Source organism: Wenyingzhuangia sp. 2_MG-2023 (assembly GCF_030548295.1).
In the GTDB taxonomy this organism is placed as follows: domain Bacteria; phylum Bacteroidota; class Bacteroidia; order Flavobacteriales; family Flavobacteriaceae; genus Wenyingzhuangia.
This window is the reverse complement of record NZ_JAUOSB010000010.1, coordinates 77,453-102,795: the sequence shown is the minus strand read 5'-3', so window position 1 is coordinate 102,795 and position 25,343 is coordinate 77,453. Positions and strand designations below refer to the sequence as shown.

Here is a 25,343-nt window from a genome sequence, read left to right as displayed (position 1 = left end):
ATTTGTAATAAATTAATTCCACAATGAAAAAAATAATCAGTTTTTTAGTTTTGATCTTATCCTTGATCTCTTGTCGGGAAGAAGTACGGACATACGATGATACTCAGGTATTTCGCTACAATGAAAAAGACAATATCACCACTTTAGATCCTGCTTTTGCTAAAAATGAACCGATATATTGGGCTACAAATCAACTTTTTAATGGTTTGGTGGTTTTTGATGACAAATTGAATGTAGAGCCGTGCATTGCAAAATCTTGGGAAATAAGTAATGAAAATAAAACATATCAATTTACGTTAAGAAAGGATGTCTATTTTCATAAAAATGCTGTTTTTGGAAAAGATAGTACTCGAACGGTAACTGCATCAGATTTTGAATACAGTTTTACAAGGTTGATGGATCCAAAAGTGGCTTCGTCAGGAAGATGGGTTATGCAAAATGTAAAAAGTTTTAAAGCCATTAACGATTCTATTTTTAGAATTGATTTGCACCAAGCTTTTCCACCTTTTTTAGGATTGTTGTCTATGCAGTATTGTTCCGTAGTTCCTAAAGAAGCTATAGAGTTTTACGGAAGTGAATTCCGTTCAAATCCCGTGGGAACAGGTCCTTTTCAGTTTAAAATATGGATTGAGAATACCAAATTGGTGTTTCGTAGAAATCCTTTGTATTTTGAAAAAGATGAAGAGGGAAAACAGCTTCCTTATTTAGAAGCTATTGCAGTTACTTTTTATGCGGATAAACAGACAGAGTTTATGCAATTTATTCAAGGAAAATCAGATGTGTTGAACGATTTACACACATCTTATAAAGACGAATTATTATCTCCTATAGGAAGTTTATTACCTAAATATCAAGATAAGTTGTTGTTAGACAAAAGTCCCTATTTGATTACGGAATACATTGCTTTTTTTATGGAAGGCCAAACTGTAGACAATCACCCTTACATTAGAAAAGCCATCAATTGTGGTTTTGATAGAGCCAAAATGTTACGATATTTAAGGAATAATATTGGTCAGCCAGCCACAGGATTTATTCCCAAAGGGTTGCCTTCTTATTACGGAGATACTTTACAAACCTACTATCCAGAAAAAGCAAAAACATACATAGAAAAATACAAACAAGAAACAGGAGATGAACATCCTACCGTAAAAATTGCCACCAATTCTAGTTATACAGATTTGTTTGAGTTTATACAGCGTGAATTGCAAGGAGTTGGACTTACAATTGAATTGGATATTTTACCATCGCCTGTTTTGAGACAAAAGAAAGCCAATGGAAACTTGCTAACATTTAGAGTAGGGTGGATTGCAGATTATCCGGATGCTGAAAACTTTTTATCACTTTTTTACAGCAAAAATTTTTCACCTCAAGGCCCCAATTATTCTCATTATAGCAATCCAGAATATGACAAGTTCTATGAAGAGTCTTTGGCATTAACAGACAGACAAAAACGTATTGAAGTGTATAAAAAAATGGACAGTATCATTAATGTAGAAGTACCTGTAGTTTCTCTGTTTTATGATGAAATTGTTCGATTCAAACACAAGAATGTCAAAGGATTGACAACCAATCCAACCAATTTATTGAATTTGAAAAAAGTATACAAAACAAAAAAAAATGGAAAACCTTTCGTGGAGTGATTTTGCCAAAGTAGACATGCGCATTGGAACGATTGTAAAAGCAGAAATCTTTAAAGAAGCTAAAAATCCAGCTTATAAGTTGTTGATTGATTTTGGTGATTTAGGAATGAAAAAATCTTCTGCACAAATAACCAAACTGTACCAACCTCAAGGTTTAATTGGAAAACAAATAGTTGCTGTTGTTAATTTTCCTCCCAAACAAATAGCAAATATGATGAGTGAATGCTTGGTTTTAGGTGGTTTGAGTGGAGAGAAAGAAGTAACGTTGTTACAGTCTGAAAGAGCTGTGAAAAACGGAACAAAAATAGCGTAAGATTCCTTTAGTTTTAAGCTTTTGTTAAAACAAGAGTTCTTATAATTAGTTTAGGATTCCGCATAAGTAAGTTTGTATATTTGCGCAAATTTATTCGCAACCTCACATGAATTTCACGCAATACACAAAAGAATTTAAAACGAATATAGTTATAGCAGTTCCTATTATGTTAGGACAGCTAGGAAATGTATTGGTGGGGTTTGCAGACAATATTATGGTAGGAGAATTGGGTGCTCCTGCTTTGGCAGCAGTGTCTTTGGCAAATTCAATATTCTTTATTTTAATGGGACTTGGAGTTGGTTTTTCCTTTGCCATTACTCCTTTAATAGCGGAGTCTGACAGTGCTGAGAATTACTTAGACGGTAAAAAAAATTATCAACACGGAGTGGTACTATTAACCATTATAGGAGTGGTTCTGACGGCTATATTATTGTTGTTGCAACCTATGATGAAATTGATGAATCAGCCAGAAGAAGTGGTTACGTTGGCATTGCCGTATTATGAAATTATAGCGTACTCTATGGTGCCTCTTTTAATTTTTCAAGCCATCAAACAATTTACAGACGGACTGAGTCAAACCAAATATGCTATGATTGCAATTCTGGGAGCCAATTCCATCAATATTTTGTTAAATTACATGTTGATTTATGGTAAGTTAGGAGCTCCAATGTTGGGAATAGATGGTGCTGCATATGGAACATTGGTATCACGTATTTTGATGATTTTTATATTGTTGTATTTTATTGCTAAAAAGAAGGAATTTGCTCCATACAATATGGCTGTTTCTTGGTGGAATATAGAAAAAGAGCGTGTATTAAAAATTGTGAAATTAGGATATCCTGCAGCTTTACAAATGTTTTTCGAAATTGGAATTTTTGCATCGGGAGTTTTGTTGGCAGGAATGTTAGGAACACAAGAACAAGCAGCAAATCAAATAGCACTGAATTTGTCTACTATGACGTTTATGGTGGCTACAGGTATGAGTGTTACGGCAACCATTAGAGTGGCAAATCAAAAAGGGCTGAAAGATTATTTCAATCTAAAAAGAATTGCGGTTTCTACCATTTGGTTAATGATTATCATTGCCATTATTGCGGCTATTGGTTTTATGAGCTTGAGAGCTTATTTGCCTTGGATTTATATTGACGACAAAGAAGTTGCAGATATAGCCTCTAAATTGTTGATTATTGCAGGGTTGTTTCAAATTTCTGACGGAATACAAGTTGTTGTTTTAGGAGCTTTAAGAGGTTTGCAAGATATGGTGATTCCTATGTGGTTGGTTTTTATTTCCTATTGGATCATTGGTTTTCCTGTTTGTTATTATTTAGGAATTTTAACAGATTTGGGAACTTTTGGTATTTGGATTGGTTTGTTAGTCGGGTTAACAGTTTCCTCAATCTTATTGTTTCTAAGGTTTCAACATCTGACAAAAAGATTACTTTTGTCAGAAAATTCATAACAATTAAAAAAAACAAGAACTATGGAATTACCAAGGTTTCTATTAGGTGACAATACCAACAATCCAGAAGATATTTTTGTTATTCATACGGAATTCCCAAGATTTATCATTAACTTAAAGGATGATGATATAGAATTATGGGATGATTTGGAAGGAACAGATGAAGAAGAACTTTCTTTACAAGTTGCTCAATACATTGAAGAAGCATCTGCTTTTTATGATGAAGAAATGGACAAATATACTGATTAGTACAACGTAAAAAGTACGGAGAATACAATTTTGTAAGATTTACTTTGTACTAGTGACCAATTACTAAACAAGATACAACATGGCAAAACTAATCAAAATATATCCTGAAAACCCCAACGAGAGAGAAATTCTAAAAGTTGTAGAGGTGCTTAGAGATGGTGGAGTCATTATTTACCCATCAGATACAGTTTACGCTTTGGGCTGTGATATTACCAATACCAAAGCAATGGAGAGAATAGCAAAAATCAAAGGAATCAAATTAGAAAAAAATACGTTTTCTTTTGTTTGTAACGATTTGAGCCATCTTTCCGATTATGTAAAACCGATAGATACAAGTACTTTTAAAATTTTAAAACGTGCTTTGCCAGGTCCCTATACTTTTATACTGCCTGCAATCAATAATTTACCTAAAGGATTTAAAAAACGTAAGACAGTAGGAATTCGTGTTCCAGATAACAATATTGTTAGAGAACTTGTCAAGTTTTTAGGAAGCCCTATTGTTTCGACTTCTATTTATGATGAAGATGAAGTGATAGAATACACAACAGATCCAGAGTTGATTTACGAAAAATGGGATGATTTGGTAGACATTGTGATTGATGGTGGTTATGGAGACAATGTAGCTTCTACCGTAATTGATTTAAGTGATGCAGAACCTGTAGTATTAAGAGAAGGAAAAGGAAGTTTGGATGTTTTATAGTTTTTAAAACTCTATCTTTCTTTAAGATACTTTTTTAAGACTGCATCTATAGCATATTTCCTCGTATTTCTACTGATATCCTTAGTACCTTTGTCAAAAAAATAAATATATGCCACAATCGTTTTCATCGTTAGGTCTTTCAGAAGCGTTGGTTTCTAGTTTAACGGAATTAGAAATGACCATTCCTACAGAAATTCAAGAAAAAGCAATTCCTGTAATTTTAAATCAAATGGATGATGTTGTTGGCTTGGCACAAACAGGTACAGGTAAAACAGCAGCTTTTGTATTGCCTTTGTTAGATTTAATAGATACATATTTAGCACAGGTACAAGTGGTTGTATTGGTTCCTACAAGAGAGTTAGGTCAACAAATTTACACCAACATTGTTGCATTTTCTAAAAATTCACCCGCTATATCAACAGCTGTTGTTTGTGGAGGAAATCCTATAAAAGAACAAATTGAGCGGTTGGCTAGTCCTACACATTTGGTAGTTGCAACTCCTGGTCGTTTGATAGATTTGATACAAAGACAAAAAATAGATTTGTCTTCTGTAGGTTACTTTGTTTTGGATGAGGCAGATGAAATGGTCTTAACCTTAAAAGAAGGTTTGGATAAGATTGTTGCTGCAATGCCCAAAAAGATCAGAACATTGCTGTTTTCTGCAACCATGCCAGGAACCATCAAACAATTGATTCAGAATTACATGTCTAAACATGTGGTTCAAATCAACGCAGCGGTGGTCAATTTAACCAATGAGGGAATTACTCACGAGTATGTTGTTGTAGAGCCAATTGAAAAATTAGATGTTTTGTTGCACTTTTTGGCAAGTAAAGAGGGAAAACAAGGAATTATTTTCTGTAAAACCAAAGCAGCAGTAAACAAGTTGGCAAAAAACTTAGCCATTAATAAAATATCATCAGGAGCCATTCACGGTAGTTTGACACAGGGAATTCGTGATCGTATTATGGAGCAATTCCGTAACGGATACATTGATACTTTAGTTGCAACTGATGTAGCTGCCCGTGGTATAGACATTCCTGCTATTTCTTACGTAGTACATTACCATTTGCCAGATGCTGTAGAAACCTACATTCATAGAAGTGGTAGAACGGCTAGAGCTGGAGCCAAAGGATTATCAATGTCTATTTTACAAGCAGATGAAATAGAGAAAATGAAGTTCTTGGAACAAGAATATGAGTTGGATGTTCAGGAATATCAAAAACCGAGTGTTTTGAGTATTGAAGAAAACAACACTATTTTGTGGGCTAAAAAAGTTTTCAAAACCAAACCAAACAATCAGATTTCACAAGAGTTGAAAGCTAAGGTAAAAACAGTATTTCATCACTTGACCAAAGAGGAATTGGTAGATAAAGTTTTGGCTAATTACTTGTCAGAAAACAAAGTAGCCGATTTGTTGACAAAAGAGAAACCTATCAAGAAAATAAAAAAGAAATAAAATCTAAAATCCTCTCCAAACAACTAGTTAGAGAGGATTTTTTGATATATGTAGAGTGATTCAATGTTAAGTCCCTTTAACAAATCTCTTCGCAACCCATCATTTAAATACCTTTTTTGATTGTTACAACTGTCTTTCAAAGAAAAGGTATAAGTAGTTATTTTTCTACCACAATACTATCAAACAGAGGATAACAACTTTGTCTTTTGGAACTCCCATATACTTAGAATTCTAAGAAAATAACCGTAATTGATAAACAACAACCGTCAGTTTTTTTGATACTGAATCTGGAAATTGAAGAATCTGTTTTTTATCAACTGTTTTCACGTTTTATAGTAACTATTTTACAATATAAGTATTGCAATTTTGAGGAATGTATATTTTACGAGAATTTTCAAGATAGTTTGCAATCGATAAATATGTTATAAAGTTGATTTGAATTAGATGTACATTTTTCAATGGTCTAGTTTCTAATCAATATCAGAGAACTTTGATAGCAGTTGATTTACTTGTTGCAGTATTTACGTGTTTTGAAGCTGTTCAATCAACACACAACTATTTTTATTTATTCATTTCTCTTAGGGTAGATTACTTAATTATTTTTTAAAGCAAAAATTACGATGAAATTATTGGAAAAATCAATTTTATGTATTGAGAAAGAAGAGCAGTTTGGAGCTCATAATTACCAGCCATTACCTGTTGTTTTGGATCGTGGTGAAGGTGTTTATGTTTGGGATGTTGACAATAGAAAGTATTATGATTTTCTTTCTGCATACTCTGCGGTCAATCAAGGACATTGCCATCCAAAAATTATAGAAGCATTGATCAATCAATCTAAAAAATTGACATTGTCATCAAGAGCTTTTTACAACAGTCAGTTAGGAGATTATGAAGAATTTATTACAAAATTATTTGGTTTTGATAGAGTTTTGCCAATGAATACAGGGGCAGAGGCTGTAGAAACAGCTCTTAAAATTTGTAGAAAATGGGCATATGAGAAAAAAGGGATTGCACTAAATACAGCAGAAATAGTTGTTTGCGATGGCAATTTTCACGGAAGAACAACAACCATAACTTCATTTTCTAACGATGAAAATGCTCGTAACAATTTTGGACCTTACACACCAGGCTTTGTATCAATTCCTTATAACAATCTTGCTGCTTTTGAAACTCTTTTGAGTACAAATAAAAATATTGCTGGGTTTCTAGTGGAACCCATTCAGGGAGAAGCAGGAGTTTACGTGCCGTCTGAGGGGTATTTAGCAGAAGCAAAAAAAACATGTGAGCAATACAATGTATTATTTATAGCAGACGAAATACAAACAGGTATTGCAAGAACAGGAAAAATGCTGGCTATAGACCATGAAAATGTAAAGGCAGATGTACTTATTTTGGGGAAAGCAATATCTGGAGGGGTTTATCCTGTTTCTGCAGTTTTGGCAAATGAAGCTATTATGGAAGTAATCAAACCAGGACAGCACGGTTCAACATTTGGAGGAAACCCAGTAGCGGCTGCGGTTGCAAAATCAGCTCTGCAGGTTGTTCTTGATGAAAAACTAGCCGAAAATGCATTGAAATTAGGGCTGTTGTTCAGAGAAAAAATTCAAGAACTAGTAGATAGGTATGACGTGCTGGTGAGTGTTAGAGGAAAAGGATTGTTGAATGCAATTGTCATCAATAGTGATGAATCTTCATCTTTGGCTTGGGATATTTGTTTGAAATTGAGAGACAATGGATTGTTGGCCAAACCTACTCACGGAAACAAAATTCGTTTTGCTCCGCCTTTGGTTATTACAGAAAAACAGTTGTTAGAATGTGTGGAGATTATTGAAAAAACGGTCAAAACTTTTTAAATGAAAAACAATATCAATTTAATTTACAATCGTTCGGAAATTGGTGCAGGTACTAGAGGTTCTAGTATAGGTATAGATGCGCTTTTGATGGAGGCTACCAAAAAAGGAAGTACATTTTTTAGAGACACACCCTCACAAGCTATCAACGATAAAAATCACATTTTAACGGTTCCGAGCAATCATAAATGGGCAAAACATATTGATGGATTGATTGGAATTTATGAAGAGGTTTGTGATACCGTTTGTCAAGTGCTTCAAAAAGAAAATTTCCCGTTGATTATTTCTGGAGATCATGCTTCGTCAGGGGGGAGTGTTGCTGGAATTAAAAAAGCTTTTCCTGAAAAAAGATTGGGACTTATTTGGATAGATGCTCATGCGGATCTTCATTCTCCTTATACATCACCTTCAGGAAATGTTCATGGAATGCCCATTGCAACAATTATAAATGAGGACAACCTAAAGTTTGAATTGGACGATGTGGATGAGTCTACCAAAATTGAGTGGGAAAAATTGAAAAATGTTGGAGGAGTCAAGCCTAAAGCACTTCCTACAGATATTGTTTTTATAGGCGTTAGAGATACAGAAAAGGAAGAAGATTATTTGATAGAAAAACACGGAATCGTGAATTTTACTCCAGAAATATTAAGAGAGAAAGGAGTAGAAGCTACTTTGTTAGAAATTAAAGAAGAGTTGTTAGCGGACTGTGATATCGTATACGTATCCTTTGATGTAGATAGTTTGGATAGCAATATTGTAAGTACTGGAACAGGAACTCCTGTAGAAAATGGATTGTTTGTAGAAGAGGTGAAAAAGATTTTAAAAGCCTTTTTATCTTGGAATAAAGTCATTGCTTTAGAAGTTACAGAAATCAATCCTCTTTTAGATAACAAAGGAAATAAAATGGCCGAAACGGCTTTAGAAATATTAGAATTTGCTCTGAATAGCTAATTCATTTTACATAAAAAAAGCTGTAATAAGACGATTAAAAAATTAGCCATAAAACAAAGAAAAGTTTTATAAAAATTAAAAAACGTTGTGTAATTGAATACGTTGATTCTGACACTTCGCATTTAAATATCAATCATATGTCTGTAAAAACTACCCAAAAACAGCTAGAGAAAAGCTTAATTCTAGCAAGAAGATTACAAGAACCGCAGCAAAATAGTGTTCCTAACCTTTTCTCAAAACGTATAGGACCTATTATTGAAGCCCCAGAAGCAAAAACATTTTTAATTCGTATGATGGATACCTCTTTTAGATCTTCTAATTATAGTAGAGTTTCGGAGTATGTAACCAAATTATTAAATAATAATAAAGAATCCTACCGAATTTTTAGCGGATTTGAGAAGGTTCTTATTGGTCTTTATAATAGCATCGGGAATAAGTTTCCAACTATTAGTATTCCCTTAATGTTGGGACAAATAAAAAGTGTGACTCAGCCTATTCTATTTTTTGTAGGAGATACAAAATTTATAAAACAAGCTCAAAAAAGAAAATCAGAAGGCGTGGTTTTAAACGTGAATCTTATCGGTGAAGCATTGATTGGAGAGGAAGAGGCTAAACAGCGCATAGAAAACTATTGTAGCTTGTTACGTCAAGAAGATGTGGATTATATTTCTATCAAAGCTTCTACCATTTCGTCACAAATAAAACCGATTGAATTTGAAAAAACAGTAGCTATTTTGGTAGAAAAACTGTCTGTTTTATATCATGAAATTTTAAAAATAGAGCAAGAAACGGGGAGGGTGAAATTTGTAAATCTAGACATGGAAGAATATCGAGATTTAGAGATTACACTTGCTACTTTTATGAATACATTGGATTTGCCTGAATTTAAAAATTTAAGAGCTGGGATTGTTTTACAGGCTTATTTGCCAGATTCATACAAAGCAATGCTCCGTTTGCAAAAATGGGCATTAACACGTGTTGAAAATGGAGGGGCTCCAGTCAAAGTTAGATTGGTAAAAGGAGCAAATCTAGAAATGGAAAAGACAGAAGCTTCTTTTGAAGACTGGCCATTGGCAACTTACAATTCAAAATTGGATGTGGATGCAAATTATAAAAAAATGTTGTTGCAAATGCTTCGTTCAGAGTCAGCAAAAGCACTAAATGTTGGAATTGCATCACACAATATTTTTGATTTGGCATTTGGGTTGAATTTGGTGAAAGAGCAGGAAATAGCCTCTTTTGTAGATTTTGAGATGCTAGAAGGAATGGCAAACGAAACTGTGTACGAATTGTTGAAACACAATGTGAATTTGTTGCTGTATACGCCTATTGTAAAAAAAGAAAATTACAACAGTGCCATTGCTTACTTGGTCAGAAGATTGGATGAAGGTACTCAGTCAGGAAATTTTTTAAAAGAAGGGTTTCAGTTGCAATTGAATTCTGAAAAATGGAAATCTATAGAGCAACAATTCATTCAAAGTATAGAGCGTATTGAAACAGTTTCGGATGAAACTCATAGAAATCAAAATAGAGTTGTTGAAAAACCAAAACCTCAAACTGAATTTTCAAACGTGCCTAATACAGATTGGGTATTGTCTGCCAATAGAAAATGGATTTCAGAAATGAAAATTCGCTGGGAAAATCCACTATCTATTTTAGGAAACACAATTCCAGTAGTTGCAGAAGTTGCTAATAAGGAGAGAAAACAAATTCAATTAGAAGGGTGGAATGGCATGCAACCTTGGACGTATGAAATTGCAGATGTAGAGGATTACAAACAAGTGATAGCTGCAGGTTCTGATTGGTATGATTTTTCAGTAGCACAAAGAGCAGAATTGTTACGTGCAGCGGCTGTAGAAATGGAAAAAAACAGAGCAGATTTGATTGGTGTTGCTGTTGCAGAGTTGGGGAAAACGGTTGCTGAGGTGGATGTAGAAGTTTCTGAAGCGATTGATTTTGCCAATTATTACGCTCAAAATTCATTGGATTTAGTTCATAAAGAAGGAATTACGTGTCAATCAAAAGGCATCAATTTGGTGTTGTCTCCATGGAATTTTCCAATTGCCATTCCTATTGGTGGAGTGTTGGCTTCTTTGGCAGCGGGTAAGCGTGTCATTTTAAAACCTTCACAAAACGCTGCTGCTTGTGGGTATTTGATTGCCAAAACATTGTGGGATGCTGGAATTCCAAAAAGTGCTTTTGCCTTTTTACCGACAGATGAAACTGTTTTAGACCCTTTTTTAACGGATTCAGAAGTTTTTGATGCTGTGATTCTAACAGGAGGGACGGATACGGCTAAATTTTTACTCAATAGAACTCCCAAACTAAAGCTTTTTGCAGAAACAGGTGGGAAAAATACAACAATTATTACTGCTTTGTCAGACAGAGAGCAGGGTATTAAAAATGTAGTGCAATCTGCTTTTGGAAATACAGGACAAAAATGTTCAGCAACTTCCTTATTGATTCTTGAAGAAGAAGTGTTTAACGATGCTCATTTCAAACAATTGCTAAAAGATGCCACAGAAAGTAAAACACATGGCTCTCCGTGGAATTTGCATACAGATATTGGACCTTTGGCTGTAAAAATAAATGAGAAGTTGAAATATGTGTTGGAGAATACTCCCGAAAAACAATGGCTTGTAAAACCTATATTAAAAGGTGATTTCTTTCTGTCTCCGGGTATCAAATGGGGAATTACAAAAGAGGATTATGAATACAATCAAGAGCTTTTTGGACCTATTTTATGTGTAATGAAAGCAAAAAACCTAAAACAAGCAGTTAGATTGGTGAACAATTTAGATTATGGACTGACAAGTGGTATTGAGAGTTTAGATCCTTCAGAAGTAGATTTTTGGGTTAAAAAAATCAAAGCAGGAAATCTTTATGCAAACAGATCTACTACAGGAGCTATTGTACAACGTCAACCTTTTGGTGGAATGAAAGCTTCTTGTTACGGTTTTGGAATGAAAGCAGGAGGTCCTAATTATGTAGTTCAATTTCTAGATAGAATTGAAGAGAAATTAGACTTAAAAACCATTAGTGAGTCTTATCAAAAAGCTTATGATAGTCATTTTTCTAAAGCGATAGATTATGTAAAACTTAGAGGCCAACACAATACAAATGTATATTTAAAGCCAAGAATGATTGTTGCTACAATAGATGCTAAAGTAACAACAGAAGCTATTTTTAAAGTAAAAAAGGTTGCAGAAATTTTAAAAATTCCAGTTTCTTTTTATGCTACTGAATTGGTGGATGGTTTGGCAGAATGCATTGTTATTACTCAGTGGCAAGAAATAGCTGCGTTGTTAGGTCACGATACTGTTTTTAGAGCATTGAACTACGATGGATTGGATGATGAATTTTTAAAACTATGTCACCAAAAAAATATTCACATCTATCATGAAGAACCAAGTAATTATGGTCGTTATGAGTTGTTGAATTATTTAACAGAGCAAAATCGTTCAATCAATTACCATCGTTATGGGAATTTAATGGGAGAACAATCTGTACAATTGTAATTAATTTAAAAAAGTAGAAACCATGCCCTGTAAAAGTAAAAAATTACAGGGTTTTACTCGTAATGCTTGTTAGAGTCTGATGTGAGTTCATTCAATTCCTTCAATTCAGCCTTGGTCAAATCTCTCCATCGTCCCACGGGAATGTCTAGGTAGATATTCATGATACGAATACGTTTTAATTTTTTCACATCGTATTCCAAATATTCACACATACGTCTAATTTGTCTATTCAAACCTTGTGTCAGAGTAATTTTAAACTCGTAATTGTTTATTTTTTCTACCGTACATTTTTTAGTTACAGTTCCTAGAATTGGAATTCCATTTCCCATTTTGGTGATAAACTCTTCAGTAATGGGTCTGTCAACTCTTACCAAATATTCTTTTTGATGGTTGTTGCTAGCACGTAATATTTTATTGACAATATCCCCGTCGCTGGTTAAAAATATCAACCCTTCACTAGGTTTGTCTAATCTTCCGATAGGAAAAATACGTTTGGGATGTTTGATGTAATCAATGATATTATTTCTTTCTCTTTGTTGATCTGTAGTACAAACAATTCCAACGGGTTTGTTAAAAGCAATGTAGGTGTGAGCTTCGGTAGGAGTTGTAACTAATTTCCCATCCACTTTTACCTCGTCATCGGATGTTATTTTTGTCCCCATTTCAGGAACTTTTCCATTGATGGTCACACGTCCTTCATCTATCAACTTATCTGCAGCTCTACGAGAGCAATAACCTATTTCGCTTAAATATTTATTGATTCTTTTTAATTCCTCGCTCATCTTCTATGCTTTAAATATTCGTTGTTTTTTTATGTAATAATTCCAAACAATACTTTTGGTTTGATAGTAGTTTCGGGTTTGATAATTTCCTCTTTTAAAACGCATTAAAGAAAAATGAAGGTAAAAAGAAACATGAGCTTTTAGAATGCTAAGAACGTGTTTAGGTTTTCCTTGCAATAAAAATAAAACTCCTGCCAAACCGTCTAAAACCATTCTTGTAAAAATTATGGGAATTATTTTTCTTCTCGGTAAATTTTTAAGCAATGTGAAAAGTGAATTTCTAAAATTCAAAAAAGTTTTGAAAGGATTTACTTTGTTCAAAGTAGCTCCCCCAACATGGTACACAGTACTTTCTGCAATGTAATGTATATGAACACCATTGTTGATGGCTCTCCAGCACAAATCTATTTCTTCATAATGCGCAAAAAAATCTTCATCCAAACCACCTAGCAATTCATAATCGGTAGATTTGATAAAAAAACAAGCACCAGAAGCCCAAGAAATAGAGGTGGATTCATATTGATTTTGGTCTTTTTCAAGCGTTTCAAAAATTCTACCTCTACAATAAGCGTAACCATATTTGTCTATGTACCCCCCTGCAGCTCCAGCATATTCAAAAAAATCTTTGTTTTTATAGTCTAAGATTTTGGGTTGTACAATTCCTGAATTTTTATTCTCATTGTAAAATTTAGAAATAGGTTGTAACCAATTGGGTGTAACTTCTATATCAGAATTGATCAAACAAAAGACATCAGCTTTTATTTTAGACAAAGCCACATTGTATCCTTTTGCAAAACCAAAGTTTTCTGCATGTTTTAAGATGGTAACTTCAGGGAAATTCTCTTCTACATAAGTAATAGAATTGTCTTCAGAAGCATTGTCTACCAAAACAATTTCAGCATCAGGACTGTTGGCAACCATTGTTGGTAAAAATGTTTCCAAAAGTTTTTTACCATTCCAGTTTAAAATTACAAGGGCAATATTCATTTAGTTGTATAGTTTGGGATGTCTTTTAAAAATACATATCGTTCGTTTTTAAAATCCATTTGGCAAAAGTAATGTTCTAAACCATTTGTCACAATTAAATAGTTTGCGTTTAATTTTAAATTGTACCTAGCTATTTGGTCAAATACTTGTTGTGTTATTTTTACAGAAGAAGCTTTGCATTCTACAATAATTTCAGGAGTTCCTAAAGTATTGTAGATAACAATATCTGTTCTTTTTTTGGTGTTGTTTAAAATGAGTTCTCTTTCTAAAACCGTTAAAGAAATAGGATAATTTTTATGATAAACTAAATAATTAGCAACATGTTGTCTCACCCATTCTTCGGGTGTTAATAGGATTTCCTTTTTTCTGAAAGGGTCAAAAATAAACAGCTTATTTTCTTTACTTTTGATTTTCAAATCAACGCTGGGAAGGTTTAATTTTTGCATGCTCAAAAATAAACATTCTTTTTAAGGATTATACGCACAATTTTCAAGGTTTATGGTAGAAGTAAAACAACTAGTGACAGATATTAACAATGGAAATATCAAACCCGTATATTTTTTAATGGGAGAGGAACCTTATTATATTGATAAGATTTCGGAGTTTATTGAAAACAAGGTGCTTACGGAGGATGAAAAAGGTTTCAATCAAACCGTTGTTTACGGTAGAGATACTACTATAGAAGAAATTGTGGGACAAGCTAAGTGTTTTCCTATGATGTCAGAAAGAACGGTGGTGATTGTAAAAGAAGCACAAGATTTGTCTAGAACTATTGAAAATTTAGTTTCTTATGTAGAAAATCCTTTAGAGAGTACAGTTTTGGTACTTTGTTACAAATATAAAACGTTGGACAAACGTAAAAAATTGATCAAATCCATAGCTAAAAAAGGAGTGGTTTTTGAATCTAAAAAGCTGTATGAGAATCAGGTTGGCGATTGGATTTCGGGTATTTTAAAAGGAAAGAAGTACCAAATAGATCCCAAAGCAATCCACATGTTGGTAGAGTTTTTAGGAACGGATTTAAGTAAGATTAGCAATGAACTTGACAAACTGATGTTGGTTTTGCCGAAGGAAACTGTCATTACTCCAAAACATATTGAAGACAATATTGGTATTAGTAAAGATTTTAATGTGTTTGAATTGAGAAAAGCTATCGGGAAAAAAGACATTTTAAAAAGCAATCAAATCATCAATTATTTTGCAGAAAATCCGAAGAGCAATCCTTTAATCATGACTATTTCTCTGATCAATAGTTATTTTACACAACTTTTAATGTATCATGGATTGAAAGATAAGTCCAAAGCCAATGTTGCAAGAGCCTTACGTGTCAGTCCTTATTTTGTGGATGACTATGTACTGGCTGGTAAAAATTATCCCATGCGTAAAGTATCACAAATCATTAATTATTTAAGAGAAGCAGATGTAAAAAGCAAAGGGGTAGGAGCTTCTAATATTTCTCACGCAGATTTGTTAAAGGAATTGTTGTTTAAAATTCTTCATTAGCTAAAAAACACCCGTACTGACACTTTTTAGAATCTTCCGTTTTTAATTTTCGATTAGTTGGCTAAAGTTGTATTTTTGCCACGTTTTTAAAAATAGTGTCATTTTGACACCTGTAATACAATTGGCAAATATTTTGCCATAACCAAACCAAACATATTGATAAATATTCACCATGAGTAAGAAAGAAGATATTCAACAAGAAGAAAACACTGTAGAAGAAAATGCAACTATAGAGCAAGCAGAAGGAAATGTTGAAGAAACGAAAGAAGAAATTGCGGAACCTACTGTAGAAGAATTAGTGAAAGCAGAAAAAGACAAGTATTTACGTTTGTTTGCAGAGTTTGAAAATTACAAAAAACGTACAACTAAAGAACGTATAGAGTTGTTTAAAACTGCAGGAAAAGACATTATCGTGTCTATGTTACCAGTTGTAGATGATTTTGATAGAGGAATGGTTGAGATCAGTAAGAGTGAAGATGAAGAATTGGTAAAAGGAGTTGCGTTGATTCAAGACAAATTGATCAAAACCCTAGAGCAAAAAGGATTGACAGTCGTAGAAGTAAATCAAGGAGATACTTTTGATGCAGATACACACGAAGCCATCACTCAGATTCCTGCACCTACAGAAGATTTGAAAGGAAAAATTATTGATGTAGTTGAAAAAGGATACAAATTGGGAGATACTATTATTCGTTTTCCAAAAGTAGTAATAGGACAAGCATAGATACAATTGACAAGGTACAATTAACACGGTACAGATATAAAAATAGAAGAGAATTAAAACATACAACTTTCAAATTGTTTTATGAATAGCGAAAGCTATTGTTAATTGCAAATTGTTAATTGCAAATTGAGAATATTATGGCAAAACAAGATTTTTACGAGGTATTAGGAATTTCTAAGGGTGCTAGTGCGGCCGAAATTAAAAAAGGATACCGTAAAATGGCAGTAAAATACCACCCAGATAAAAATCCAGGTGATCAAGAAGCGGAAGAAAAATTCAAACTAGCAGCAGAGGCTTATGAAGTTTTAAGTGATGAAAACAAAAAAGCTAGATACGATCAATACGGACACCAAGCCTTTGAAGGAGGTCAAGGTGGTGGCGGTAGAGGTGGCTTTGGCGGTATGGATATGGATGACATTTTCAGTCAATTCGGAGACATCTTTGGTGGTGGCTTTGGTGGTTTTGGCGGAGGTGGTCAACGTGGCGGTGGACGTAGAGCCATGGTAAAAGGATCTAACATGCGTATTCGTGTTAAATTAACGTTGGAAGAAATTGCAAATGGAGTTGATAAAAAAATAAAAGTCCGTAGAAAAAAGCAAGCCAAAGGAGTTACTTATTCTACGTGTCCTACCTGTAATGGAGCTGGACAAGTTATGCAGGTTACCAACACAATTTTAGGTAGAATGCAAACTGCAGCTACATGTAATACTTGTGGAGGTGCAGGAGAAACGATGAAAAACAAACCTAATGGAGCAGATGCACAAGGTTTGATTGTAGAAGAAGAAACGGTAACTATTAACATTCCAGCAGGAGTTACAGACGGGGTGCAATTAAAAGTTTCTGGAAAAGGAAACGAAGCTCCAGGTAACAATTCTATAGCTGGAGATTTGTTGGTGTTGATAGAAGAGGTTGCGCACGATACATTGACGAGAGAAGGGATCAACTTACATACAGATTTGTACATAAGTTTTTCTGAAGCGGTATTAGGAGTAGGTAAAGAAATAGAAACAGTTACTGGAAAAGTTAAAATTAAAATTGAAGGAGGTACGCACTCTGGTAAAATTTTAAGGTTGAAAGGTAAAGGGTTGCCAAATATTGAAGGATACGGTACTGGAGATTTGTTGGTGCATGTAAATATTTGGACTCCACAAGAGTTAAACAAAGAACAAGTAAAGTTTTTTGAATCGAACATGGAGCACGATAATTTTAAGCCAAGCCCAACTAAATCAGACAAATCATTTTTTGAAAAGGTGAAAGATATGTTCTCTTAAAAGGGAATGTAAAAAAAAACAAAAAAAAAGTATTTTTTTTTTGTTGGAACAAAGAAAGTATGTATCTTTGAATCGTTGTGTTATTTATAACACACTTTTTCTTTTTCATAGCAATTTTTCCCACCTGGTTTACTAGGTGGGTTTTTTTTTGAAACAAATAAAAATAGAATAAAAGTAGGTTGTCTTATCGCCGTGAATTTGATTCAAGGAGGAAAGTCCGAGCACTATAGAACAGCATAGCGGATAACATCCGTCATTCTAATTTATTTTAGGAGAGGACAAGTGCAACAGAAAGCAAGTACAGTTCGGCTGTAGTGAAACCAGGTAAACTCTATGCGGTGCAATGTCATGTATATTGGAGTCCCATTTATAGGTAAGAGTTGTTCGCTCAATTCCAAGGGGTAGACAGATAGAAGTTATTGGCAACAGTAACCCTAGATAAATGATAAGAATCTTGATCTTATTTCAAGATACAGAACTCGGCTTATAGATCTACTTTTTTCTATTTTTTATGTTATTTGTTTAAATTTGAAAAAAACTAATACGGCTACGAATATTTTAAGTGCTAATTTAAAAATTACTACGTAATAATACGTAGTTTTGTGTGGTAAAATAAATATAAAAATGTGATTTTGTTAAAAATCATTCGTTTTTGAAATCCTATTGATTTCCACTTTTAAAATGGTACTCTTATTTTGTATCTTGCCTAACTAAATAAAGAACAATTAAATTAACTATAACAGATCGTATGAATATCTATAACGATTACCTAAAGGAGATTGAAGAACGAAAAGACCAAGGGCTTCATCCAAAACCAATTGATGGTTCAGAATTGCTAAGTGAAATCATTGAGCAAATTAAAGATTTAAAGAATGAACATAGAGAAGACTCTCTAAAATTCTTTATTTATAACGTTGTACCAGGTACTACAAGCGCTGCAATTGTAAAAGCTAAGTTTTTAAAAGAGATTATTCTTGGGGAATCTATAGTGAAAGAAATTGCACCAAGTTTTGCTTTAGAGTTATTGTCTCATATGAAAGGGGGGCCTTCGGTAGAGGTTTTATTAGATTTAGCTTTAGGAAATGATGCTGCTATTGCAAAGGATGTAACTAAGGTTTTAAAAACACAAGTTTATCTTTACGAAGCAGATATGGATCGTTTAGAGGCTGCTTATAAAGGGGGTAACGCTGTTGCTAAAGAACTTTTAGAAAGTTATGCAAAAGCAGAATTCTTTACAACATTACCAGAGGTTGAAGAAGAAATTGAAATAGTTACGTATATAGCAGGAGTTGGAGATATTTCTACGGATTTATTGTCTCCAGGTGCAGATGCTCACTCTCGTTCAGATCGTGAATTACATGGTCAATGTATTTTTGAGCACAATAAAGATATGCAAAAAGAGCTTTCTGCTTTAAAACAACAACACCCAGATAAGCGTGTAATGTTAGTGGCAGAGAGAGGAACAATGGGAGTTGGTTCTTCTAGAATGTCTGGAGTAAACAATGTAGCTTTGTGGACAGGTATTCAAGCGAGCCCATATGTGCCATTTATCAACATTGCTCCAGTAATTGCTGGAACAAATGGAATTTCTCCAATTTTCTTAACTACGGTTGGAGTAACTGGAGGTATTGGATTAGACTTGAAAAACTGGGTAAAGAAAACAGATGCAGAAGGAAATGTGATTTTTGATGCAGATGGAGAACCCGTTTTAGAAGAAACATATTCAGTAGAAACAGGTACTGTTTTAACAATAAACACTAAGACAAAAAAATTATATAAAGGAGACCAAGAATTGAAAGATATTTCTGATGCTTTTACACCTCAAAAGGTAGAGTTTATGAAAGCTGGAGGTTCTTATGCAGTTGTATTTGGTAAAAAATTACAAACATTTGCATGTAAAACTTTAGGAATGGATATTCCTTTAGTATACGCTCCATCTAAGGAAATTTCTGTAGAAGGACAAGGTTTAACTGCTGTTGAAAAAATATTCAATAAAAATGCTGTAGGTAATACTCCGGGTAAAACATTACATGCAGGTTCTGATGTTCGTGTAGAAGTAAACATTGTAGGTTCTCAAGATACCACAGGGTTGATGACTTCTCAAGAATTAGAGTCTATGGCGGCTACCGTTATTTCTCCAATTGTTGATGGTGCTTACCAATCAGGATGTCACACAGCTTCGGTTTGGGATGATAAATCTAAGGCGAATATCCCTAGATTGATGAAATTTATGAATGACTTTGGTTTGATTACTGCTCGTGACCCTAAAGGTCAATATCCAGCAATGACAGACGTTATTCATAAAGTATTAAATGATATTACAGTAGGAGATTGGGACATTATTATTGGTGGAGATTCTCATACACGTATGTCTAAAGGTGTTGCTTTTGGAGCAGATTCAGGTACCGTTGCTTTGGCATTGGCTACTGGAGAAGCTTCTATGCCAATTCCACAATCGGTAAAAGTTACTTTTAAAGGAGTGATGAAATCTTTTATGGATTTCCGTGATGTGGTACACGCTACACAACAACAAATGTTGAAGCAATTTGGTGGAGAAAATGTATTCCAAGGTAGAATTATTGAAGTTCACTTAGGAACATTAACTGCCGATCAAGCTTTTACATTTACAGATTGGACAGCAGAAATGAAAGCAAAAGCTTCTATCTGTATTTCTGAGGATGCTACTTTAATTGAATCTTTAGAGATTGCAAAAGGTAGAATCCAGATCATGATTGACAAAGGAATGGACAATCACCTAAACGTTTTACAAGGGTTGATTGAAAAAGCAGATAAGAGAATTGCTGAAATTAAATCTGGAGAAAAACCAGCGTTAAGACCAGATGCAAATGCAAAATATCATGCTGAGGTTGTCATCGATTTAGATGAGGTTGCAGAACCAATGATTGCAGATCCAGATGTAAACAACGATGATGTTTCTAAACGTTATACACACGATACGATTAGACCATTGTCTTACTATGGAGGAACTAAAAAAGTAGACTTAGGGTTTATTGGTTCTTGTATGGTTCACAAAGGAGATATGAAAATTTTGGCTCAAATGTTAAAAAACATTGAAGCACAACAAGGTAAAGTAGAATTTAAGGCACCATTAGTAGTGGCACCACCTACTTATAACATTGTTGATGAATTAAAAGCAGAAGGAGATTGGGATGTGTTAACTAAATACTCAGGTTTTGAGTTTAATGATAACGATCCTAAAGCAGCTGCTCGTACCAAGTATGAGAATATATTGTACTTAGAACGTCCAGGATGTAACCTTTGTATGGGGAATCAAGAAAAAGCAGAACCAGGAGATACTGTAATGGCTACGTCTACCCGTTTGTTCCAAGGAAGAGTTGTAAAAGATTCTGGTGAGAAAAAAGGAGAATCATTATTGTCTTCTACTCCAGTGGTTGTTTTATCTACTGTTTTAGGTAGAACTCCTACAATGGCTGAATACGAAGCAGCAGTAGAAGGAATTGTGTTAACTAAATTCACTCCTTCTTTAAAGCAGTTGATTAAATAATCATAAGATTATAAAAATAACATATTGTAAAAATCCCGAGTATTAAATAGGCTCGGGATTTTTTAGGTCTTAATTATAATGTATTCTTTGTAGATCAATCATAATTAATATTGATCACTTAGCTTTTTTTCTTGAGTTAAGAACTCTTGTTTGAGACATTACAACAGAAGAAATACTTTTATGTCGCTTCTATATTTTGTATATTTAGCTAAGAAAACAAATAACTAATAATAAAATAAATCTTATGGCATTCGATATTGAAATGATAAAAGAGGTTTATGCTCGTATGACCGAACGAGTAGACACTGCAAGAAAAGTAGTAGGAAAACCTTTAACTTTAGCTGAGAAAATCTTGTATAACCATCTTTGGGATGGAAAAGCTACGGAAGCTTTTAAAAGGGGAGTAGATTATGTGAATTTTGCACCCGATAGAATTGCTTGTCAAGATGCAACTGCACAAATGGCATTGTTGCAATTTATGCAAGCTGGTAAAACCAAAGTAGCAGTACCTACAACAGTACATTGTGATCACTTAATTCAAGCGAAAGAAGGAGCTGCTAAAGATTTGCAATTTGCAAACAAAACAAGTGCAGAGGTGTTTGATTTTTTATCTTCTGTATCTAATAAATACGGAATCGGATTTTGGAAACCAGGAGCGGGTATCATACATCAAGTTGTGTTAGAAAATTATGCATTTCCAGGAGGAATGATGATTGGTACCGATTCTCACACCGTAAATGCTGGTGGATTAGGAATGGTTGCTATTGGAGTTGGTGGTGCCGATGCTGTAGATGTAATGGCAGGTATGGCTTGGGAGTTGAAATTTCCAAAACTAATTGGAGTTAAATTAGCAGGTAAATTATCAGGATGGACAGCATCTAAGGATGTGATTTTAAAAGTAGCTGGAATTTTAACTGTAAAAGGAGGAACAGGTGCTATTGTAGAATATTTTGGAGAAGGAGCTAAAAATCTTTCGGCAACAGGAAAAGGGACTATTTGTAACATGGGAGCTGAAATTGGAGCTACTACTTCTACTTTTGGTTATGATGAATCTATGGATCGTTATTTACGTGCTACAGACAGAGCCGATGTGGCAGATGCAGCAAACCAAGTTGCTTCTTACTTAACAGGAGATGACGAGGTATATGCTAACCCAGAAGAATATTTTGATCAAGTAATTGAAATCAACTTAGACGAATTAAAACCACATATCAACGGACCTTTTTCTCCAGATTTAGCTTCTGAAGCAGGTGCAGATGTTAGAGCAAAAGCAGAAGCCGAAGGATGGCCTTTAGATGTTGAATGGGGGTTGATAGGTTCTTGTACCAATTCTTCTTACGAAGATTTATCAAGAGCAGCATCTATTGCGAAACAGGCATTAGATAAGGGGATAGAAGTAAAAGCTGATTTTGGAATCAATCCAGGTTCCGAACAAGTACGTTATACAGCAGATAGAGATGGTTTGTTAGGTACTTTTGAGAAATTAGGAGCTACGATATTTACCAATGCTTGTGGACCATGTATTGGTCAATGGGCTCGTTATTCCGATCCTAAAAATGCACCTAAAAATTCTATTGTACATTCTTTTAATAGAAACTTTGCAAAACGTGCCGATGGAAATCCAAATACCCATGCATTTGTAACGTCTCCAGAATTGGTGGCAGCGATTGCTATTTCTGGTCGTTTGGATTTTGATCCCACAAAGGATTCATTGATTAACAAAAACGGGGAATCTGTAATGTTTGATGAACCAACAGGTGATGAATTGCCAACAAAAGGATTTGCTGTAGAAGATGCAGGATATCAATCTCCAGTAGAAGATGGATCGGGTATTGAAATTGCTGTTTCTCTAGAATCAGACAGATTACAATTGTTAGAACCTTTTAAACCTTTAGGTTCAGATATTAAAGATGCAAAATTATTGATCAAAGCCTTTGGGAAATGTACGACGGATCATATTTCTATGGCGGGACCTTGGTTGCGTTTCCGTGGACATTTAGACAATATTTCTAACAACTGTTTGATTGGTGCTGTAAATGCATTCAATCAAAAAACAGACATGGTTAAAAATCAATTGACAGGGGAGTATGGTGCTGTACCTGCTACAGCAAGAGCTTATAAAGCTGCTGGCGTTCCTTCTATTGTTGTTGGAGATCACAATTATGGAGAAGGTTCTTCTAGGGAACATGCAGCTATGGAGCCTCGTCATTTAGGAGTGGCTGCTGTAATTGTAAAATCTTTTGCACGTATTCACGAAACAAACTTGAAAAAGCAAGGAATGTTAGGATTGACCTTTGCAAATGAAGCAGATTACGATTTAATTCAAGAAGATGATACGTTTACTTTTACAGATTTAGCAGATTTTACTCCAAATAAACCATTAACATTAGAAGTTACACATGCTGATGGATCTACAGATGAAATTAAACTGAATCACACTTACAATGCAAGTCAAATTGCTTGGTACAAAGAAGGTTCTGCTTTGAACTTGATAAAAAAAGAAAATGCTGCTTAATTGATAAATAGTTTTAAATTTTAAAAACTTTCTAAGAATCATTTCTTAGGAAGTTTTTTTATGTCAATTACTGAAATTTTTTATAGAAAATAAATCGGTAAACTAAAAAATAAATTGTCGAGTTTTTGCATCGTAATGGATGTCTTGAGAGTTGAAAATGTCTTTCAATTTGTTTTGTACTATTTCTTCATCAACCTTCCCTAAAGTTATTAAGTTTTTATGGATCAACATAAGACGATCAGATGTTTTTAAAGCCAAATTGATTTCGTGCGTTGAAATTAAAATAGTTTTCTGCGTTTCTTTGCTAATCTTCTGTAAGATTTTAAAAATGTTCAACTTGTGATGAATATCTAGGTGAGAAGTGGGTTCGTCTAACAAAATGATAGGAGTATCTTGTGCCAAAGCTCTAGCAATCATCACTCTCTGCAACTGCCCATCACTCAATTGATGAATGTATTGTGATTGCAGATCATGAGTACTTGTAAGTTTCATCGCATTTTTTACGATTTCTTGGTCTTTTGTGGTGATGGTTCCTAACCAATTGGTGTAAGGTTGTCTTCCTAAAGCAATGGTTTCATATACTGTTAGTGAATTTTCGGGCAAACTTTCTGTCAATACGACAGCTATATTTTTTGCGAAATTTTTGGTAGATAAATCAGTATATGCGTTTTGGTTGATTTGCAACGTTCCTTCTAAAGCAGGAATCATGTTTGCTAAAGTTTTTAATAAGGTTGATTTTCCCGATCCGTTTCTTCCTAGCAAACACAACAATTCTCCTTGATGGATTTTTAAATCAATATGTTCACAAATCGGAAGGGTTTTTTTACCCTGTTTGTATCCAATAGCAAGTTGGGTGGTTTGTAGAATTATTGTCTTCATGAGTGGATGCGATTGGATTTAAACAATAAGAGCCAGATAACAACGGGTGCACCTAACAAAGATGTAATTGCGTTGATGGGTAAGTTTTTACCACTTAAAGGAATATGAGAAATGGTATCACACCACAGCATAACCAAAGCACCTATAATAGCCACGGCGGGAATCAGAATTCGATGATTGGAAGTTGTAAAAATCAATTTAGAAATGTGTGGAATTGCCAAACCGATAAATGCAATAGGCCCCACAAAAGCAGTAATACTACCTGTTAGCAAACTGGTGATGATAAATATAAAGGTTTGTGTTTTTGAAATGGAAATACCGAGACTTTTTGCATAATTTTCTCCCAAAAGTAAAGCATCTAAAGGTTTGATGATGAATAGTAATCCAAAGCAACTAAAAGAAACAATAGCGGTTAACAAAGCTATTTCACTCCATTGTAAATTACTCAAACTCCCAAAACTCCAAAAAATATATTGTTGCAATTCTGTGGCGGTACTAAAATAAGACAAAATACTAATCATGGCAGTGGTAAAGCTTCCAAACATCAATCCAATAATTAAAATAGACAAAATGTTTTTTATCTTTTTAGCAGAAATCATTACCACGCTCAATACTAAAAAAGCCCCCAAACATGCAGCTAAAGGAATAGAGAAATAATGTAAAAAAGAGGAGATTCCTAACAAACTACCTCCCATAATCATAAGTGCAACTCCTAAGCTAGCCCCAGAACTAATTCCCAAAACAAAAGGGCCTGCTAATGGATTTCTAAAAAAAGTTTGCATTAATAAACCACTAACTCCCAACCCAATTCCTGTTAAAATACTTGTAATGGTTTTCGGAAATCGGTATTGTGTAATAATATATTGATAGTTTTTGTCTACAAGAGTAGGGTTGGTAAAACTATGCCAAATATCGCTAAAAGGAATGTTTATACTCCCCACATTTACATTGATGAAAACGCTGACAATAAATAGTAGCGTTAAGGTTGCAAAAGCATATGGATATTTTGTGGTAGACAAA

General features: G+C 34.1%; 19 protein-coding genes and 1 other RNA gene. 15 read left to right on the top strand and 5 right to left on the bottom strand.

Annotation, left to right across the window (positions count from 1 at the left end):
- Window positions 1-23 precede the first annotated feature (23 nt).
- From Q4548_RS11875 to Q4548_RS11835, 9 genes are all read left to right on the top strand, one after another.
- Window positions 24-1,640: an ABC transporter substrate-binding protein gene (locus Q4548_RS11875; RefSeq protein ID WP_303455305.1), complete on the top strand. Its 1,617-nt coding sequence runs from the start codon at window positions 24-26 to the stop codon at window positions 1,638-1,640.
- The gene (locus Q4548_RS11870; protein WP_303455302.1) at window positions 1,618-1,953 is read left to right on the top strand and encodes a tRNA-binding protein; all 336 of its coding nucleotides are present in this window, start codon (window positions 1,618-1,620) and stop codon (window positions 1,951-1,953) included. Before Q4548_RS11875 ends, Q4548_RS11870 begins: the two co-directional genes overlap by 23 nt.
- A 106-nt stretch (window positions 1,954-2,059) precedes the next feature.
- Window positions 2,060-3,412, top strand: coding sequence for an MATE family efflux transporter (locus tag Q4548_RS11865; RefSeq protein WP_303455298.1), 1,353 nt, complete (start codon window positions 2,060-2,062; stop codon window positions 3,410-3,412).
- A 21-nt stretch (window positions 3,413-3,433) separates the two neighbouring features.
- The gene (locus tag Q4548_RS11860) at window positions 3,434-3,661 is read left to right on the top strand and encodes a hypothetical protein (protein ID WP_303455295.1); all 228 of its coding nucleotides are present in this window, start codon (window positions 3,434-3,436) and stop codon (window positions 3,659-3,661) included.
- Window positions 3,662-3,740: 79 nt separating this feature from the next.
- Complete coding sequence (locus Q4548_RS11855; protein ID WP_303455293.1) at window positions 3,741-4,361, top strand: L-threonylcarbamoyladenylate synthase; 621 nt, start codon at window positions 3,741-3,743, stop codon at window positions 4,359-4,361.
- 109 nt (window positions 4,362-4,470) lie between these two features.
- Window positions 4,471-5,817, top strand: a complete 1,347-nt coding sequence (locus Q4548_RS11850; RefSeq protein ID WP_303455290.1) for a DEAD/DEAH box helicase — start codon at window positions 4,471-4,473, stop codon at window positions 5,815-5,817.
- A 620-nt stretch (window positions 5,818-6,437) separates the two neighbouring features.
- Window positions 6,438-7,670 carry an ornithine--oxo-acid transaminase gene (gene rocD / locus Q4548_RS11845; RefSeq protein WP_303455288.1) on the top strand — a complete coding sequence of 411 codons (1,233 nt, stop codon included), beginning with the start codon at window positions 6,438-6,440 and terminating at the stop codon, window positions 7,668-7,670.
- Complete coding sequence (locus Q4548_RS11840; RefSeq protein ID WP_303455285.1) at window positions 7,671-8,618, top strand: arginase; 948 nt, start codon at window positions 7,671-7,673, stop codon at window positions 8,616-8,618.
- A 137-nt stretch (window positions 8,619-8,755) separates the two neighbouring features.
- Entirely contained in the window at window positions 8,756-12,136 is a 3,381-nt protein-coding gene (locus Q4548_RS11835; RefSeq protein WP_303455282.1) for a bifunctional proline dehydrogenase/L-glutamate gamma-semialdehyde dehydrogenase, read from the top strand.
- Between the two features lie 53 nt (window positions 12,137-12,189).
- Here the strand turns inward: Q4548_RS11835 and rluF are convergent, their stop codons facing one another.
- Genes rluF through Q4548_RS11820 form a run of 3 tightly spaced genes read right to left on the bottom strand, consistent with a single transcriptional unit; the run spans window position 12,190 to window position 14,351 of the window.
- On the bottom strand, window positions 12,190-12,918 hold the full coding sequence (rluF, locus tag Q4548_RS11830) for a 23S rRNA pseudouridine(2604) synthase RluF (protein ID WP_303455278.1): 729 nt from the start codon (window positions 12,916-12,918) through the stop codon (window positions 12,190-12,192).
- A gap of 3 nt (window positions 12,919-12,921) precedes the next feature.
- The gene (locus tag Q4548_RS11825) at window positions 12,922-13,905 is read right to left on the bottom strand and encodes a glycosyltransferase family 2 protein (protein ID WP_303455275.1); all 984 of its coding nucleotides are present in this window, start codon (window positions 13,903-13,905) and stop codon (window positions 12,922-12,924) included.
- Window positions 13,902-14,351 (bottom strand): type I restriction enzyme HsdR N-terminal domain-containing protein, encoded by a 450-nt coding sequence (locus Q4548_RS11820; RefSeq protein ID WP_303455273.1) that lies wholly within the window; start codon window positions 14,349-14,351, stop codon window positions 13,902-13,904. Before Q4548_RS11820 ends, Q4548_RS11825 begins: the two co-directional genes overlap by 4 nt.
- 52 nt (window positions 14,352-14,403) lie before the next feature.
- Between Q4548_RS11820 and holA the strand changes: the two genes are divergently transcribed.
- From holA to Q4548_RS11790, 6 genes are all read left to right on the top strand, one after another.
- A complete protein-coding gene (holA, locus tag Q4548_RS11815; protein WP_303455270.1) occupies window positions 14,404-15,408 on the top strand; it encodes a DNA polymerase III subunit delta in 1,005 nt (334 codons plus the stop codon).
- Between the two features lie 172 nt (window positions 15,409-15,580).
- Window positions 15,581-16,132 carry a nucleotide exchange factor GrpE gene (locus Q4548_RS11810; protein ID WP_303455269.1) on the top strand — a complete coding sequence of 184 codons (552 nt, stop codon included), beginning with the start codon at window positions 15,581-15,583 and terminating at the stop codon, window positions 16,130-16,132.
- 137 nt (window positions 16,133-16,269) lie between these two features.
- Window positions 16,270-17,403: a molecular chaperone DnaJ gene (gene dnaJ / locus Q4548_RS11805; RefSeq protein ID WP_303455264.1), complete on the top strand. Its 1,134-nt coding sequence runs from the start codon at window positions 16,270-16,272 to the stop codon at window positions 17,401-17,403.
- Window positions 17,404-17,574: 171 nt separating this feature from the next.
- An RNA gene (rnpB, locus tag Q4548_RS11800) (RNase P RNA component class A) lies at window positions 17,575-17,906 on the top strand.
- A gap of 245 nt (window positions 17,907-18,151) precedes the next feature.
- Entirely contained in the window at window positions 18,152-20,929 is a 2,778-nt protein-coding gene (locus Q4548_RS11795) for a bifunctional aconitate hydratase 2/2-methylisocitrate dehydratase (protein ID WP_303455262.1), read from the top strand.
- 244 nt (window positions 20,930-21,173) lie between these two features.
- Complete coding sequence (locus Q4548_RS11790; protein WP_303455260.1) at window positions 21,174-23,444, top strand: aconitate hydratase; 2,271 nt, start codon at window positions 21,174-21,176, stop codon at window positions 23,442-23,444.
- A gap of 102 nt (window positions 23,445-23,546) precedes the next feature.
- Here the strand turns inward: Q4548_RS11790 and Q4548_RS11785 are convergent, their stop codons facing one another.
- Window positions 23,547-24,323, bottom strand: coding sequence for an ABC transporter ATP-binding protein (locus Q4548_RS11785; protein ID WP_303455258.1), 777 nt, complete (start codon window positions 24,321-24,323; stop codon window positions 23,547-23,549).
- Window positions 24,320-25,342 carry an iron ABC transporter permease gene (locus Q4548_RS11780; RefSeq protein WP_303455338.1) on the bottom strand — a complete coding sequence of 341 codons (1,023 nt, stop codon included), beginning with the start codon at window positions 25,340-25,342 and terminating at the stop codon, window positions 24,320-24,322. The genes Q4548_RS11785 and Q4548_RS11780 overlap by 4 nt, the downstream gene beginning before the upstream one ends.
- Window position 25,343 lies beyond the last annotated feature (1 nt).